General features: G+C 75.4%; 7 protein-coding genes. 3 read left to right on the top strand and 4 right to left on the bottom strand.

The annotated features are described in order from the left end of the window. Window positions 1-156: 156 nt before the first annotated feature. From ACIGXJ_RS30060 to ACIGXJ_RS30050, 3 genes are all read left to right on the top strand, one after another. Entirely contained in the window at window positions 157-1,218 is a 1,062-nt protein-coding gene (locus ACIGXJ_RS30060; protein ID WP_399651869.1) for a glucose-1-phosphate thymidylyltransferase, read from the top strand. Between the two features lie 52 nt (window positions 1,219-1,270). Beyond that, the gene (gene rfbB / locus ACIGXJ_RS30055; RefSeq protein WP_399651867.1) at window positions 1,271-2,257 is read left to right on the top strand and encodes a dTDP-glucose 4,6-dehydratase; all 987 of its coding nucleotides are present in this window, start codon (window positions 1,271-1,273) and stop codon (window positions 2,255-2,257) included. 123 nt (window positions 2,258-2,380) lie between these two features. Then, window positions 2,381-3,121, top strand: a complete 741-nt coding sequence (locus ACIGXJ_RS30050) for a helix-turn-helix domain-containing protein (RefSeq protein WP_399651864.1) — start codon at window positions 2,381-2,383, stop codon at window positions 3,119-3,121. A gap of 71 nt (window positions 3,122-3,192) precedes the next feature. Here the strand turns inward: ACIGXJ_RS30050 and ACIGXJ_RS30045 are convergent, their stop codons facing one another. From ACIGXJ_RS30045 to ACIGXJ_RS30030, 4 genes are all read right to left on the bottom strand, one after another. Continuing rightward, window positions 3,193-3,747, bottom strand: a complete 555-nt coding sequence (locus tag ACIGXJ_RS30045; RefSeq protein WP_399651861.1) for a flavin reductase family protein — start codon at window positions 3,745-3,747, stop codon at window positions 3,193-3,195. A 236-nt stretch (window positions 3,748-3,983) separates the two neighbouring features. Next, window positions 3,984-4,763, bottom strand: a complete 780-nt coding sequence (locus tag ACIGXJ_RS30040) for a thioesterase II family protein (RefSeq protein WP_399651858.1) — start codon at window positions 4,761-4,763, stop codon at window positions 3,984-3,986. Between the two features lie 16 nt (window positions 4,764-4,779). Further along, window positions 4,780-7,176, bottom strand: coding sequence for a beta-ketoacyl synthase N-terminal-like domain-containing protein (locus tag ACIGXJ_RS30035; protein ID WP_399651856.1), 2,397 nt, complete (start codon window positions 7,174-7,176; stop codon window positions 4,780-4,782). Window positions 7,177-7,187: 11 nt separating this feature from the next. After that, on the bottom strand, window positions 7,188-16,136 hold the full coding sequence (locus ACIGXJ_RS30030) for an SDR family NAD(P)-dependent oxidoreductase (RefSeq protein WP_399651853.1): 8,949 nt from the start codon (window positions 16,134-16,136) through the stop codon (window positions 7,188-7,190). Window positions 16,137-16,184 lie beyond the last annotated feature (48 nt).

Genomic DNA, 16,184 nt, shown 5'->3' with positions numbered 1-16,184 from the left:
CGTCGAGGGACGATGCGTCATCGTGGCCCGACGCCCCGAGCGGGAGCACCGTCTGCATTGCTCAAGCGGGACAAGCGGTCAGGGGCTACCGCAATTTCGGCGGTGACCGCCCGGCCGGGCCGCCGTGAGGATGTCGGGTGGCCCGTGGGAGGTGTCATGAAAGCGCTCATACTGGCCGGCGGAAACGGCAGCCGACTGCGTCCGCTGACTTATTCGATGCCGAAACAGCTCATTCCCATCGCGGGCAGACCGGTGCTCGTGCACGCGGTGGAGACCATACGCGAGACGGGCGTTCGGCAGATCGGCGTCGTCGTCGGCCGGCACGCGGACCAGATCGCCGCCGCGCTCGGCGACGGCCGCGCGCACGGGGTGGAGATCACCTACATCCCGCAGGACGCGCCCCGGGGCCTCGCCCACGCGGTGGCGGTCGCCCGGCCCTTCCTCGGCGACGACGACTTCCTCATGTACCTGGGCGACAACGTGCTGCCGGACGGCGTGGGCGCCGTCGTCGCCGACTTCCGCGCACACGCGCCGGCCGCGCAGGTCGCGGTGCGCAAGGTGGCCGACCCGCGGGCGTTCGGCGTGGTCGAGCTCGACGAGGACGGCCGGGTGCTGCGGCTGGTGGAGAAGCCCGCCGAGCCGGCCAGCGACCTGGCCGTGCTGGGCGTGTACCTGTTCACGCCGCTGGTGCACACCGCGGTGGCGTCGATCGCCCCGAGCGCGCGCGGCGAGCTGGAGATCACCGACGCGCTGCAGTGGCTGGCGGGCCGGGGGCACGAGGTGCGCGCGCACGTCTACCACGGCTACTGGCGCGACACCGGCACGATCGAGGACATCCTGGACTGCAACCGCGAACTGCTGGAGGCCGTACGGCCGTCGGTGGCCGGCCGGGTCGACGCCGCGAGCGAGCTGCTCGGTCCGGTCGTGGTCGGCGAGGGCGCCGTGGTGCAGCGCTCGCGGATCGTCGGCCCGGCCGTGATCGGCCCGGGCACGACGATCCGGGACAGCCATGTCGGGCCGTACACGTCGATCGGCGCGCACTGCACGGTCGATGCCTCCCGGCTGGAGCACTCGCTGCTGATGGACCGCGCCGCCGTGCGCGCGGTGCACGGCGTGCACGGGTCCGTCATCGGGCGGGCCTCCCAGGTGACCGGCGCGCCGGGCCGCCACCGGCTGGTGCTCGGCGCGCACGCCACGGTGCGGCTGGCCGCGGGCTGACCCCCCTGGGACCCCGACCTCGTACGACATCGACGAAGAGGAGCGACGCGGCATGAAGGTGCTGGTGACGGGAGGCGCCGGATTCATCGGCTCGCACTATGTGCGCACCCTGCTGGACGGCGAGTGTCCCGGCTTCGAGGAGGCCGACGTGACGGTCGTCGACAAACTGACCTACGCGGGCCGGCGCGAGAACCTGCCGTCCCGTCATCCGCGGCTCACATTCGTACAGGGCGACATCTGCGACGCCTCGCTCGTGCGGGAGGTGGTCGCCGGCCATGACGCAGTGGTGCATCTGGCCGCCGAGTCGCACGTGGACCGGTCGCTGGTGGCGCCCGCCGAGTTCGTGCAGACCAACGTGGCCGGTACCCAGGTGCTGATGGAGGCCTGTCTGCGGGCCGGGGTCGAGCGGGTGGTGCACGTGTCCACCGACGAGGTCTACGGCTCCATCGAGCACGGCTCCTGGACCGAGGACCTGCCGCTGGAGCCCAGTTCGCCCTACGCCGCGTCCAAGGCGGCCGGCGATCTGGTCGCCCTGTCGTACTGGCGCACGCACGGCCTGGACGTGTCGGTGACCCGCTGCTGCAACAACTACGGGCCGCGCCAGCACGTGGAGAAGCTCATCCCGCTGTTCACCACGCGGCTGCTGCGCGGCCTGCCCGTGCCGCTGTACGGCGACGGCGGCAACGTCCGCGAGTGGCTGCACGTCTCGGACCACTGCCGCGCCCTGAACCTGGTCCTGCTGCGGGGCGAGCCGGGCGGGATCTACCACATCGGCGGCGGTACGTCCCTGACCAACCGGCGGCTGACGGAGATGCTGCTGGAGCTGTGCGAGGCCGACCCGGCTCTGGTGCGCCGGGTGCGGGACCGGCAGGCGCACGATCTGCGGTACTCCCTGGACGCCACGAAGATCCGCGAGGAACTCGGTTTCGAGCCACGCGTGCCCTTCGCCGAAGGACTCGCGCAGACCGTCGGCTGGTACCGGGACACCTACGACCTCGGCACGCCCGACACCCCGTACGCGCCCGCGCTGGCCTCCTGAAAAAGCCGTCGCGACCAGGCTGTTCGGGCTTGCTCGACCGCACACCGAGGTCCATTGGAGCGCCCCCTCGTACGATCCTTTCAGGACAGAATTCGAATATTCGGCTGTTCACAGGGGACGCACATGGAACATGTCGTGGAACGAGCCGTACAAGTCATCCGGGAACGCTATGCGGAACCGCTCAGCCTGGACGACATCGCGCGCAGCGTGATGGTGAGCAAATTCCATCTGCTGCGGTTGTTCACCCGTATCACCGGAGTCACACCGGGGCGTTTTCTGAGCGCGGTGAGGCTCGCCGAGGCGAAACGCCTTCTGACGGTTTCCGAGCTGAATGTCGCGGACGTCTCGTCCCAGGTCGGATACAGCAGCACGGGCAGTTTCACGCGCCGCTTCACGGAATCCGTCGGCATTCCGCCGACCCAGTACCGCAAGCTGAGCCGGGAGGGCCGCGAGCCCGTGGCGCCGGTCGAGGTGAGCGGGCCGTCCGACGACATGCGCTGCCGGCTGCGGGGCGTGGTCCGGTCGACCGCGACCCCGTTGTCCTCGATCTACGTCGGCGCCTTCGACAGCCCCATCCTGCAGGGGCAGCCCGCCAGTTGGACGACCGTGGAGCGGCCGGGGCCGTTCACGCTGACGGGCGTGCCGTGCGGCACCCGCTTCCTGCACGCGGCCGTGCAGGCCGTGCAGGAGAACCCGCTGGAGGAGCTGGGCGTGGTGCTGCTGACCGCCACGCTGGGGCCGGTGCACATCGACCCCTTCGCCACCTTCGAGGTGGAGCTGGTGCTGCGGCCGCGGGACTGGTCGCGGCCGCCGATCCTGTTCGCGCTGCCGGGGTTCGACATGACCGCGGCCGAGGCGGCTTAGGGCGCGCGGCGCACACGGCGAGGGCCGTACCCGGTGGCCGGGTACGGCCCTCGCCGTGCGGGACGCGCCGCTCAGGAGATGAAGTCGTAGAACAGGTAGCCGTCGTCCCCGTCCTCCGGCCAGGACTCGAAGCGGCGCATGCCGTACAGCAGCGGCTCCTGGGCGTGGAGCCGGGTGACGGCGTCGACCCGGCCCATGACGACGGAGTGATCGCCGACGACCTTCTCGTCGACGACGGTGCAGTCGGCGACGGAGTGCGCCGCGTCCAGCAGGTGCGGTCCTGCCGCCCCGTCGCCGGCCCGCCAGGCGACCCGGTCGAAGCGGTCGGCCGCGCCGGAGGCGAACAGCATCGCCGCGGGCCTGGCCTGCGCCCGCAGCAGGTTGACGGCGAACCGGCCGCTGCCGGCGACGGCCTCCAGCGTGGGGCTGCCGCTGCGCAGGCACACCAGCAGCACCGGCGGCCGGGCCGACACGCTCACCAGCGAGCTGCACGTCATCCCCCACGGGGTGGCGTCGGGCGCGGTCGCGGTGACGATGGTGACGCCGGTCGGGAACCCCGACATCAGGACCCGGATGTCCACCTGCGGATCGGCGGACGGTGATGTCGGGGCGGGGGTCGGGGTCATGGCGGGTCTCCCGTCGGTCGGGGCGTACTGCGGACGAGCGGCGAGGCGGGCACCTGGGCGCCTGGGCACCTACGACGGCCGGGCCGGCGCGACCGGATCGGCGGCGGCGAGACGCACGACGGCCCAACAGCGTGACCGGGTGCCGGCCTCGCGGGCGACCGTGAGGGCCGGGCAGCCGAGCGGGCGGGTGTCCGGACAGGGCGGTGCGGTGATCGGGTGGTCTGGCGGTGTGGCGGTCATGGTCCGGTGTGGGCGCGTGGGTGGGCGAGTGCGGTGCGGATCTCCTCGACCACGGCTCGGGTGAAGTCGGGGAAGGACGGGCCGAAGAAGTGGAAGTGGCCGCCGGGGAAGGTGCGCCGGCGGCAGGGGCCCGTCGTCTCGCGGGCCCAGCCGGTCAGCGCGGAGGGGGGTGCGAGCGGGTCGGCGTCGCCGGAGAAGACGGTCAGCGGCACGGTCAGCGGCGGCCGGCCGGGCATCGGGTCGTAGGTGGCGAGGGCGTGCAGGTCGGTGCGGATCAGGGCGAGGAACCGGTCCCGGAACTCGGGGAGTTCGTCGAGCCGGTCGGGCAGCCCGCCCATCGCGGCGAGGGCGGCCATCAGCTCACGGTCGGGCCGGTCCGGGTCGAGCAGCGCCGGGTCGAAGTCGAGGCCGGGCGCGACCCGCCCGGACACGCCGAGCCAGTCGAGCCGGGCCTCCTTGTCGCGCAGGACATGGGCGACCTCGGTGGCGACGGCACCGCCGAAGCTGTGCCCGAACAGCGCGAGCGGCGGCCCGGCCCAGGGCAGCACGTCGTCGACGGCGAGGGCCACCACGGACGCCATGTCCTCCAGGGCGGGCTCGGTGTGCCGTTTGCCGCGGCCCGGCAGGTCGAGCAGGAGCAGGTCCCAGTCCGGGGGCAGGCCCTTGACGAGCGGGAAGTAGGTGCTGCCCGAGCCGCCCGCGTGCGGCATGACGATCAGCCGCAGCGCGGGGTCGGCCACGGGCCGGGGCCGTACGAAGGGCATCAGGGAGATCAAGGTTTCGCCTCCGGGGTCAACGGGTCGCCTCCTGCGGTACGCGTCCGTCCGCCCGGGCCGCGATGTCCTCGGCGAGCCGCGCGAACAGCACGGTGAGCGGCAGGTCCAGCGGCAGGTCGGCGGCGGTGAGGCCGACCTCGAAGCGTTCCTCCACGGTCCTGATGAACATGGTGGAGGTGAAGGAGTCCCCGCCGGCCTCCAGGAAGGACAGCTCCCGGTCGGGTGCGTCCGGTGCGTCCAGGACGAAGCGGAGCGTCTCGGCGAGGTAGTCGACGAGGTCGTCGTGGGCGAGGGAGCGCGGCGCGGGGGTGTCGGGCGCCGCCTCACCCACCGCGGCGAGCGCCCCGGCCGGCTCGTCCACCCAGAACCGGCGCCGCTGGAAGGGATAGGTGGGCAGGTCGGGCAGGAACCGGGCGCCGGGGCCGCGCAGCGCGTCGAGCCGCAGCTCCGCCCCGGCCTCGAACAGCTCGGCGAGCGCGTCGAGCAGCCCGGTCGCCGCCGCGTCCGGGGTGTCCCCCGCGAGGACGCGCTCACGGCGGCGCCCGTCCGCCTCGAAGACGAGCCGGGCCGGACCGGTCCCGGCCTCCCGCTGCACGGTGCAGCGCGGCCCGAGGCCGCCGATCAGCGCGGCGAGCCCCGCGGCGGGGTCTGCGGGCGGCTCGGGGAAGGCGTACGGGAACGCCTCGGTGAGGGCGGCGTACAGCGGCGAGAGGTCGGTGTCCTCGCCCACGACGAGCCGTGCGGCGCGCGGCGGGGCGCCGGGGGCCGGTCCGGCGATACGGGCGGCGAGCGCGTCGGCGAGCTCGGCCGTGCTGGTGCCGGTGACGGCGATGCGGTGGGGCAGCGGGGCGCGTCCGGCGCGCAAGGTGTGGCACAGCGAGGTCAGTTCGGCCGGCTCGGCGCGGCGCAGCCGGGCGACGACGGCCTCGGTGAGGTCGGTGAGCGCCTGGGCCGACCGGGCGGAGAGGGTGAGCAGTTCGGGCCGGCGGGCCGGGGCCGGGGCGTCGTCGCCGGACTGCGCCTCGTACGCCTCCAGGACCGCGTGGACGTTGGTGCCGCTCATGCCGAAGGAGTTGACCCCGGCGACCCGGCGGTCGAGGCCGGCGGGCCAGGGCTGCCGGGTGCGCGGGACCTCGAAGCGCAGGTCCCGCCAGGGGATGTGCGGGTTGAGGGCGCCGTCGTCGGGTGAGGCGGCGGGCGGTATCTCGCCGTGGTGCAGCATCAGGACGGTCTTCATCAGCGCGGTCACCCCGGAGGCGGCCTCGGAGTGGCCGACGCGGGACTTGACGCTGCCGAGCTGGAGCGGGATGCCGCGTTCGCGTACGGCGGGGCCGACGACCGCGTCCAGGGCGCCGACCTCGATGGGGTCGCCGAGGACCGTGCCGGTGCCGTGGGCCTCGATCCAGCCGAGGTCGGCGGGGTGGACGCCGGCGTCGTCGAGCGCGGCCCGGATGACCTCCTGCTGGGCGGGGCCGTTGGGGGCGGTGAGCCCGGAGGCGGCGCCGTCGTGGTTGACGGCGCTGCCGCGGACGACGGCGAGGACCGGCCGGCCCTCGCGTTCGGCGTCGGCGAGCCGCATCAGGGCGAGGGTGCCGACGGCCTCACCGCGGCCGTAGCCGTCGGCGTCGGCCAGGAAGGACTTGGAGCGGCCGTCGGGCGACAGGGCGCGGGTCTGGCACAGCGACACCATCAGACTCGCCGAGAGGACCAGGTTGGAGCCGCAGACGAGCGCGTAGCGGCACTCCCCCGCGCGCAGGGCGCGCACGGCGAGGTGGAAGGCGGTCAGGGAGGACGAGCAGGCGGTGTCGACGCTCACCACGGGCCCGCGGAAGCCCATGACGAAGCTGATCCGGCCGGCGCCGAAGCACAGTCCGCCGCCGGTGGTGTAGTAGGGGCCGATGCGCGACATGTCGTCGCGGTCCTCGAGGCGTTCGTTGTACTCGGACGCCATCATCCCGAGGTAGACGCCGACGTCGAGCCGGTCCGCGCGGCGCACGGCGAGTCCGGCCCGCTCCAGGGCCTCCCAGGCGGTCTCCAGGAGCATCCGCTGCTGCGGGTCGAGGAGTTTCGCCTCGCGGTGGGAGATGCCGAAGAAGTCGGCGTCGAAGTCGGCGATGTCGTCGAGGAATCCGGCGCGGTCGACGTAGGAGCGGCCGGGCCGGCCGGGCACCGGGTCGTGCACGGCGCGCAGTCCCGGCCGGTCCTCGGGGATGCCGGTGAGGGCCGTGCGGTCCTCGCACAGGAAGTCCCAGTAGCCGTCGGGGGTGTCGATGCCGCCGGGCAGGCGCAGGCCCATGCCGACGACGGCGAGGGGGGCGTGTTTCTCCGCCTCCAGCTCCCTGATGCGTGCCTGGAGGCGTCGGGAGAGCTTGAGTTGCTCCTCCATCAGCTTCCGTACCTGAGAGGAGTCCATCGTGTCCGTCCTCATTTCTCGTGTCTCACGTCCGCCTCGACGGCCCTGAGGAGTTCCTCGAAGGTCAGGTCTTCCGGGTCGGCCTCGTCCTGCCGCGGGAGCGGGACGGGGGTGTAGGCGGGGGCGGTCGCGGCAGGCGCGGGGCTCTCCGTGGGGAAGAGCCGTTCGACGAGGTGTGCGGTGAGCCTGCCGACGGTGGGGTGGTCGAGGGCCACGGTGGCGGGCAGGTCCTCGCCGAGCGCGTGGGAGAGCCGGGTCCGCAGGTCGATGACCATGATGGAGTCCAGGCCCATGTCGCCGAACCCGAGGTCGTCGTCGACGGCGGATCCGTCGCCGAGTACGTCGCCGACGGCCTCGCGCACGCTGTCGCGCAGCCGGTCGTCGCGGGGTTCGGGGTCGAGCCCGCCGAGCAGGTCGCGCAGCCAGCCGCGGGGCGGGGCGGCACCGGCCGCGTGCTGCGGGCGGGCGGTGCCGAACAGTGCGGCACGCGGGTGGCCGGCGAGCTGGGTGGAGTAGCGCTCGCGGTCGACGGCCACGGCGACCAGGCGCGGCCGGGCGGCGCTGACCGCGAGGCGCAGCAGCGGTTCGGCCTCCTCGTCGGTGAGCGGGCGGATGCCCAGCTTGGCGATGGCCTGTGCGGTGGCCTCGGTCGCGGCGAGGCCGCCCTTGCCGGCGCGCGGGGTCCAGGGGCCCCAGTCGACGCTGGTGGCGGGGACCCCGGCGGCCCGCAGCGCCTGCGCGAAGCCGTCGAGGAAGCCGTTGGCCGCGGCGTAGTTGGCCTGTCCCGCCGAGCCGAGGACGCTGGAGGCCGAGGAGAACATCACGAAGGCGGCCAGCCGGTGGTCGCGCAGGGCGGTGGCGAGATTGACGGCGCCGCGTGCCTTGGCGGCGAAGACCTCCTCGAACGAGGTGCGGGTGAGGTGTTCGAAGGCGTGGTCGTCGGTGGCGCCCGCCAGGTGCAGCACGGTCCGCAGCGGCAGGTGCCGGCCCGCCTCGCGCACCGCCCGGGCGCAGGCGTCGGGGTCGGTGACGTCGCCGCGGACGACCTGGACGACGGTGCCGCGGGCGGTGAGTTCGCCGATGACCTGGCGGGCGGCCGCGTCGGGGGCGGAGCGGCCCATCAGCGTGATGACCCGGACGCCTTCCCGGGCGAGGAACCCGGCGACGCTCAGTCCGAGCGCGCCGAGGCCGCCGGTGATCAGGGCGGCTCCGTCGCCGGGCGGCGGCGTCTCGGGCTGGGCCTCGGCGGCGTCGGAGGTCAGCGGGGTCAGCCGGGCCACCCGGACCGAGCCGGAGCCGATGCGCAGCCGGGTCTCCGGGATGGACTCGTCCAGGGACCGGGACAGGGCGCCGGCGAGGGTGCCGGGCTCCCAGTCTGCGGCGAGCGCGATCCGCAGCAGCCTGCGGTCGTGCTGCTCGGCGGCCACCCCGGCGAGCAGGCCCCACAGCGCCTCGCGGACCGGGGCCGCGGTGTCCTCGGCGCCCTCGCCGACCGGGCAGAGGGTGGCGTACGGGATGTGGCGGGGCGCCTCGTTGAGGGTGTGGGTGAGGGCGAGCACGGCCGTGAGGGCGTCGTCGTAGGAGCGCCGTACGGCCGCGGAGGCGTACCGGGTGTCGAGGATCAGGTCGGCGTCCAGGGACCGCAGCCCGTCCGGGCCGGCCTCGGTGACCTGGTGGCCGAGCGCCTCCAGGGCGGCCCTGAGGGCGGGCTCGGGGTCGCCGAGGACCGCGATGCGACGGGGTGTCGGCCGCGGCTGGGCGGGGTCAGGGCGGACGTCCTGCTCGCTCCAGCCGAGCGCGTAGGCGTGGCGCACGTTCTGCCTCAGGGACTGCTCCAGCAGGGCGCGGGGGGCGCTGCGGAAGCGGAAGGCGTCCACGGCGAGCACGGTGGCGCCGACGCTGTCGAACAGGTGCAGGTCGGCGGACTCGACGTGCAGGAAGTCCCGGGAGTCGGCCGCCTGGCGCACGGCCCGTACGTGGCCCCACAGTTCCTGGCCGGGGACGGGCCGGCCGGGGAAGTCGACGCGGGCCGCGGCGAAGGGGATGGCGAGGGCGTCGGCCTCGGGGACCGGGCCCTCGGCGGCGGGGCGGACGGCGAAGCCGACGGTGCTCTGCAGCAGGGAGTCGAGGAGGCCGGGGTGGATCTCGTAGTCGGCGGCGGCCTCGTTCATCTCGTCGGGTTCGGCGAAGCGGATCAGTTCCTCGTCGCCGCGGATCCAGATGTCGCCGATCCAGCGGAAGGACGGGCCGAGGTGGTAGCCGAGGCCGCGCAGATGGGCGTAGAAGTCGGCGCCGGTCAGGTGCCGGTCGGCGGTGGCGATGAACGCGCGCGGGTCGGGTGCGGTGCGCGCGCCCGCCCGGCCGGGGGCCGTCACGCGGGCGGCCAGGTGCTGCTGCCAGCGGCCGTGTTCGGGGTCGACGAGGCTGTGCACGCCGACCACGCGGGTGCCGTGCTCCTCCTCGCGTTCCACGGTCTGCGTCTCGTAGCGCTCGCCGTCGTGCAGCACGAGCGCGCGCGGGAAGTGCAGGTCCTCCAGGGCGACGGGGTCGCCGCCGTGGCCGAGCGCGGACAGCACGGTCGCGGTCTGCGAGGCGCCGGGCACCGACACCACGCCGAACAGGCGGTGGTCGGTGAGGTGGGGCGGGTAGGCGGTGCTGCGCTCGGTGACGAAGACCCGGCCCTGAAGCGCCGGGGAGCGCAGTTCGACCCCCCAGGGCGGTGCGGACCCGGCCGGTGGCGCGGGTGCGGCGGGTGCCGCGGCGGCGGGCGCCCAGTAGCGGGTGTCGGCGAACGGGTACAGCGGCGCGCTGCCCCGCGGGTAGCGGCCGGCCGGGTAGATCCGCCCCCAGTTGAGGTCCTGGCCCTGTTCGTAGAGCGCCTTGGCGGCGGTGAGGAGCGCGGCCCGGTCGCTGCCGCCGCGCCGCAGCGAGGACACGGCGCCGCCGGAGGGGGTGAGGCCCGCGGTGCGGACGAGGTTGACGAGGGTGCGGTCGGGGCCGATCTCCAGGCAGACGTCGATGTCCTGGGCGGCCAGCTGCCGGGCGCCGTCGAGGAAGCGGACGGGGCGGCGGGCGTGCCGGCACCAGTAGTCGGCGTCGTAGGTGTCGGGTCCTGCGAGACGCCCGGTGACGTTGGAGACGACCGGGATGTCGGGCGCGCCGAACTCCAGGGCCTCGCAGTGCCGTCGCAGGCCGGGCAGCACCGGGTCGAGCAGCCGGGAGTGGAAGGCGCGTGAGACGGTCAGCCGGCGTACCCGGACGCCGTCGGCGGTGAGGCGGGCGGCCAGGGCGTCGACGGCGGCGGCGTCCCCGGCGACGACGGTCGCCTCGGGCGCGTTGACGGCGGCGATGTCCAGGCCCGTGCCGTCGGTCCACTCCAGGACCCGCTCCTCGGGCGCGACCACGGAGAGCATGGCGCCCTCGCCGGTGGAGTGCATCAGCCGGGCGCGTTCGGCGATGAGGCCGAGTCCGGTGGGCAAATCCATCACCCCGGCGTGCACGGCGGCGGCGATCTCCCCGACGCTGTGTCCCATGACGAGGGCGGGCGTCACGCCCCAGGACTCCCACAGGGCGGCCAGCGCGAGTTCCAGGGCGACCAGCGCGGGCTGGGTGACCCGGGTGTCGTCGACGGCTCCGGGATCGGCGCCGTAGAGGGTGAGGTCGGCGAGGGAGGCGCCGAGCCGGCCGGCGAGTGCCTGGTCGCAGCGGTCGAACACGTCCCGGAACACCGGCTCGGTCTCGTACAGTTCGCGGCCCATGCCGAAGTACTGGCTGCCCTGCCCGGAGAACAGGAAGGCGATCCGCGGCGGCCGTGCGGCCGGGCCCCTGGCCGGCAGCGCGCGCAGTCCGGCGGCGAGTTGCTCGCGGGTGCGGCCGAGGAGCGCGGCGCGGTGGGGGAAGTGGGCGCGCCGGGCGGCGGCCGCGGCGACGGCGGCGAGGTCGTCGTCGGCCGTCCCGGCCAGCATCTCCCGCCAGGTCTCGGCGAGGCGGGCCAGGCCCTCGGCGTCCGGCGCGGACAGCGGGATCAGCTGGGTGGCGTCCGGGGCGGCGGGCGGCTGCTCGGCGGGCTGCGGGGCGGGCGGGTCGGACAGCACGACATGGGCGTTGGTTCCGGTGAACCCGAACCCGGACACCCCCGCGACGCGAGGCCGCTCGCCCCGGCGCCACGGGGTGGGCGCGTCGACGACCCGGACGTTCATGTCCGCCCACGGCACATGCGGGTTGGGCCGCGCGAAGTGCAGATTGCCGGGGATGACGTCGTGCTGGAGGGCCAGCACGGTCTTGATGACGCCGACGACGCCCGCGGCCGACTCGCAGTGTCCGACGTTGCTCTTGACCGAGCCGAGGTGGAGCGGCTCGCCGGGCCTGCGGCCCTCGCCGAGGGCCCGCCAGGCCGCGCCGACCTCGATGGGGTCGCCGAGCGAGGTGCCGGTGCCGTGCGCCTCCAGGTAGGAGACCTCGGCGCCGCCCACGCCGGCGTCGGCGAGCGCGGCCCGCAGCATCGCCTCCTGCGCGGTGCCGCTGGGGGCGGTCAGGCCCGAGGAGGCGCCGTCCTGGTTGACGGCGGTGCCGCGGATCACGGCCAGCACCCGGTCGCCGTCGCGGCGGGCGTCGGTCAGGCGCTTGAGGACGAGGACACCGCACGCCTCGGAGCGTACGAAGCCGGCCGCGTCGGCGGAGAAGGTGCGGCAGCGGCCGTCGGGCGACAGCATGTGGGCGCGGCTGACGGCGATCCAGGACGCCGGGTCGAGCAGGACGTTGACGCCTCCGGCGAGCGCCGCGTCGCTCTCGCCCGAGCGCAGCGAGCGCACCGCGAGGTGCAGCGCGACCAGCGACGAGGAGCAGGCGGTGTCGACGGCGAGGGCCGGACCGTTCAGGCCGAGGGTGTACGACAGCCGTCCCGCGGCCGCGTTGAGGGCGGTGCCGGTGCTGTAGTAGGCGTCGAGGCGGTCGGGGCCGCCGGCCGCGAGGACGCGGGCGTAGTCGCTGTAGCTGACGCCGACGAACACGCCGGTGCGGCTGCCGCGCAGGCTCCTGGGGTCGATGCCGCCGTGCTCCAGGGCGTGCCAGGACGACTCGAGCAGCATGCGCTGCTGCGGGTCGAGGTTCTCCGCCTCGCGGACGGGGATGTCGAAGAACGCGGCGTCGAAGCGGTCGATGCCCTTCAGGAAGCCGCCCTGGTCGGTGACGATGCGGCCGGCGCCGAGCGCGTCGTCGGAGCCGGTGAAGCGGGAGGTGTCCCAGCGTCCGTCGGGCACGGTGGTGACGCCGTCGCGGCCCTCCATGAGCAGCTGCCAGAACTCCTCGACGGAGTCGGCGCCGGGGAACCGGCCGGCCATCCCGACGATGGCGACGGGCTCGTCGGTGCTCTCCCCCGGCCTCTCCCCCGGCTGCGGGCCGGTGGCCTCGACGGGCGCCGGCGCGGCGGGCACGGTTCGCCGTACGGGCGCGGCGGCCGGCTGCGCGAGCAGGTGCGCGGCCAGGCGTTCCACGGTCGGGTGGTCGAAGACGTCGGCCACGGTCACGTCGGTCTCGAAGGCCTGGGCGAGCCGGGCCGCGAGGTCCACGGCCATGATGGAGTCGAGGCCCAGGTCGAGGAATCCGGCGTCGGTGCGGATCGCGGCGGTGTCGGCGTGCCCGAGCAGGCCGGCCGCAAGCCGGGCGACATGGCCGCGGGCGGCGCCGGCCCGGGCGCGCGCGGGCAGCGCCGCGAGCTCGGCCACCACCGACGGCTCACCAGGCTCCCGGGGCTGCCCGGGCCCGTTCGGGTCCGCGCCGCCCGCCGCGGGGGCGAGCAGGGCGCGGGCGCGGACGGCGGCGGTGACCTCGGCGAGCCGGGCGAGGTCCAGCGGACAGGCGACCACATGGCCGGCCGGCCCCTCGGCGGTACCGGTCAGGGCGGCCCGCCCGGTGGCCGCGTCGAGCGCGCCGACCCCGGCCCGGGCGTACTGTCGGCGGCCCTCCTCGTCGGCCATGCCCTCACCCCCTGCGACGGCCCACGGGCCGTAGGCGACGGCGGTGGCGGGCAGGCCGAGCGAGGCGCGGTGGGCGGCGAGGGCGTCCAGCGCGCCGTTGGCGGCCGCGTAGGCGGCGCAGCCCTCGGTGCCCCACACCGCGGACACCGAGGAGATCAGCGTGAAGAAGTCCAACGGCCGCTCGCGCAGGGCGAGATGCAGCCACCAGGCGCCGTCCGCCTTCCCGGCGAGCGCGTCGGCGAGGCCGGCGGCGCCGAGCCGGTCGAGCGGGACGCGCTCCAGGGTGCCGGCCGCGTGCACAACACCGCGCAGGGGCGGCATGCCGTCCGGCAGGTCGAGGCAGGCCGCGACGGCCTCCCGGGTGTCGCAGCCGCCGCCCCGGTACTCGGCCCGTACGCCGTCGGCGCGCAGCCCGGCGAGGAAGCCCGCGGCCCGCTCCCCCAGCTCCGGCTCGGCGCGGCGGCCGACGAGCAGCAGATGGCGGGCGCCGCGCCGGACGAGTTCCGCGGTCAGTTCCCGGCCGACGGCGCCGAGGGCGCCGGTGACGAGGTAGGTGGCGTCGGCGCGCACGGTGAGCCCGGGGCGGTGGCCGGGCGCGGGCCGCAGCCGGGCGCCGAGGAGGGTGCCGTCGCGTACGGCCACCAGATCCTCGGCGGACTCGCCGCGGCCGCGCCGCAGTTGGGCGGCGGCCAGACCGAGCAGCGCCCGCGCGTCGGCGGGCCCGCTCTCGGCGGGCAGGTCGACGACGCCGCCCCACACGGCGGGGGCTTCGAGCCCGAGGGCGGGGGCGAGGCCGTGCAGGGCGCCGTGGTCGGTCGCGGGGACGCTGTCCTGTCCGGTGGTCCGGCGGGCGGCGCGGGTCACGACGAAGGCCCGTCCGTCGGTCTCGGTCATCGCCCGGACCGCGGTGGTGACCGTGGCGCACACGCCGGCGCCGGAGAACCCGCGCTCCCCGGAGGCGGGCAGGTCGTGGGCCCTCGGGGCGAGCACCAGCGCGGCGGGCCCGTCCCCGGTGCGGCCGGCCCAGAAGGCCCGCCAGGACGGCTCGTCGGTGGGCAGCGGGGCGACGGTCCAGCCGGGCTCCGCGGTGAGTGTGCCCTCGGGCACGAGGAGGGTCCCGCCGTCGGCGGCAGCGGCGAGCCGCCCGAGCAGCTCGACGTCGTCGCCGGCCAGGACGAGCGGGCAGCTGCCGCCGTCCTGGGTCAGGGGTTCCCACACGAGCTGGTGCGCGACGGGGCCGGACGGCTCGGGGGCCGCCGCCGCCAGGGTCTCGGGCGCGTAGCGCTGCCGCTGCCACGGGTAGGCGGGCAGGTCGGCCACCCGCCGGGGCGACGGCGGAGCGGCGGGCCGATCGCCGATGTCCTCGCCGACGACGACGGCGGCCGAGGCGCGGCCCTCCGCCAGGGCGCGCAGCGCGTCGACGGCGGCTGCCGGGTCGGCGGCGGCGACGCGGGCCCGGACCTCCAGGCGGGCGCGCCCGTGGGTGGCGGTGTCGGCGAAGGCGGGGTAGTCGGCCGGGTCGAGCGCGGCCAGCCGGTCGGCGCAGCGCGCGGCCAGCTCCCGCAGCGCCTCGGGCGTACGGGCGGACAGCTCGAACCCGGTCACGGGTCCGGCCGGTGGGGCGCCGGTCTCCTCGGGGGCGGGGCCGAGCACGACATGGGCGTTGGTGCCGCTCATCCCGAAGGAGCTGACGCCCGCGTAGCGGCCGGCCCCGCCCGGCCAGTCGGTCAGCTCGGTGGGCACGGTGATGCCGGTGCCGGTCAGGTCGATGCGCGGGTTGAGGGTGCGGAAGTGCAGCACGGGCGGCACCTGGCGGTGCCGGATCGCCAGCAGGGCCTTCACCAGGCCGGTGATTCCGGCGGCGCTCTCCAGGTGGCCGAGGTTGGTCTTGACGGAGCCGACCGGGAGCGGGGCGCCGCCGTTGCGCCGGCCCAGCGCGGTGGCGAGCGCCTCCATCTCGATGGGATCGCCGAGCGAGGTGCCGGTGCCGTGTGCCTCGATGTGGCCGATGTCGGCGGGTTCCAGGCCGGCCTCGGCGAGCGCGGCCTCGATGACGGCGACCTGGGCGAGGACGTTGGGCGCGGTGAAGCCGCCGGCCCGGCCGTCCTGGTTGACGGCCGTGCCGTGGATGACGCCCAGGATCCGGTCGCCGTCGCGCCGGGCGTGGTCGAGGCGCTTGAGGACGAGCGCGGCGCAGCCCTCGCCGCGTACGAATCCGTTGGCGCGGGCGTCGAAGGTCTTGCAGGTGCCGTCGGGCGACAGCGAGCGGGTCTCCTGCACGAGCCGCATGGTGCGCGGCGACATGATCAGGTTGGTGCCCGCGGCGAACGCCACCTCGCACTCGCCGCGTCTGAGGGCCTGCACGGCCAGATGGACGGCGACCAGCGAGGAGGAGCAGGCCGTGTCGACGGACAGGGCGGGCCCGGTGAGCCCGAGGGCGTGGGCGATGCGGCCGGCCGCGAAGTTGTGGCCGTTGCCGGTGGTGGCGTACGCGTCCGGCTCGTGTTCCAGCCACTCGCGGTAGTCCTGCCACATGATGCCCAGGTAGAGGCCGGTGCGCAGGCCGCCGAGCCGGTCGGCGGGCAGGGCGGCGTGCTCCAGCGCCTCCCAGGCCACTTCGAGCAGCAGCCGGTGCTGCGGGTCGAGGTGCCGGGCCTCGCGCGGGCTGATCCCGAAGAACGCCGCGTCGAAGTCGAGCACCTCGTCGAGGAACCCGCCGCGCAGCGGGAGGCCCTCCCACTGCGCGGCGAAGGGCTCCCTGCGGTGCGGCGGCAGGGTGTGCACCAGGTCCCGTCCGCCGGCCAGGGCGTTCCAGTAGCCGTCGAGGTCGTCGATCCCGCCGGGCAGCCTGAGGCCGGCGCCGATCACCGCGACGGGCTGGGTGCCCTCGCGTTCGGCGAGTTGCCGGCGCAGCACCTTGATGGTGTCGAGTGCCCGGGTGAGCGGGGTCGCCTTCTTCGTCTCCGGTGTGCTGGTCTCTTCCATCAACTCGGTTCCTCGCGACGGGACGGGGTGTCGGGCTGCGGTGCCGCC

The sequence above is a fragment of the Streptomyces sp. NPDC053367 genome (assembly GCF_044545925.1).
Taxonomy (GTDB): domain Bacteria; phylum Actinomycetota; class Actinomycetes; order Streptomycetales; family Streptomycetaceae; genus Streptomyces.
Note: the sequence above shows the minus strand (reverse complement) of the source record. Positions and strands in the feature narration are given on the sequence as shown.

Bases quoted from the DNA above. Each gene is read 5' to 3' on its own strand.
- ACIGXJ_RS30060 (WP_399651869.1), top strand. From the start codon at position 157: ATGAAAGCGCTCATACTGGCCGGCGGAAACGGCAGCCGACTGCGTCCG.
- rfbB (WP_399651867.1), top strand. From the start codon at position 1,271: ATGAAGGTGCTGGTGACGGGAGGCGCCGGATTCATCGGCTCGCACTAT.
- ACIGXJ_RS30050 (WP_399651864.1), top strand. From the start codon at position 2,381: ATGGAACATGTCGTGGAACGAGCCGTACAAGTCATCCGGGAACGCTAT.
- ACIGXJ_RS30045 (WP_399651861.1), bottom strand. From the start codon at position 3,747: ATGACCCCGACCCCCGCCCCGACATCACCGTCCGCCGATCCGCAGGTG.
- ACIGXJ_RS30035 (WP_399651856.1), bottom strand. From the start codon at position 7,176: ATGGACTCCTCTCAGGTACGGAAGCTGATGGAGGAGCAACTCAAGCTC.
- ACIGXJ_RS30030 (WP_399651853.1), bottom strand. From the start codon at position 16,136: ATGGAAGAGACCAGCACACCGGAGACGAAGAAGGCGACCCCGCTCACC.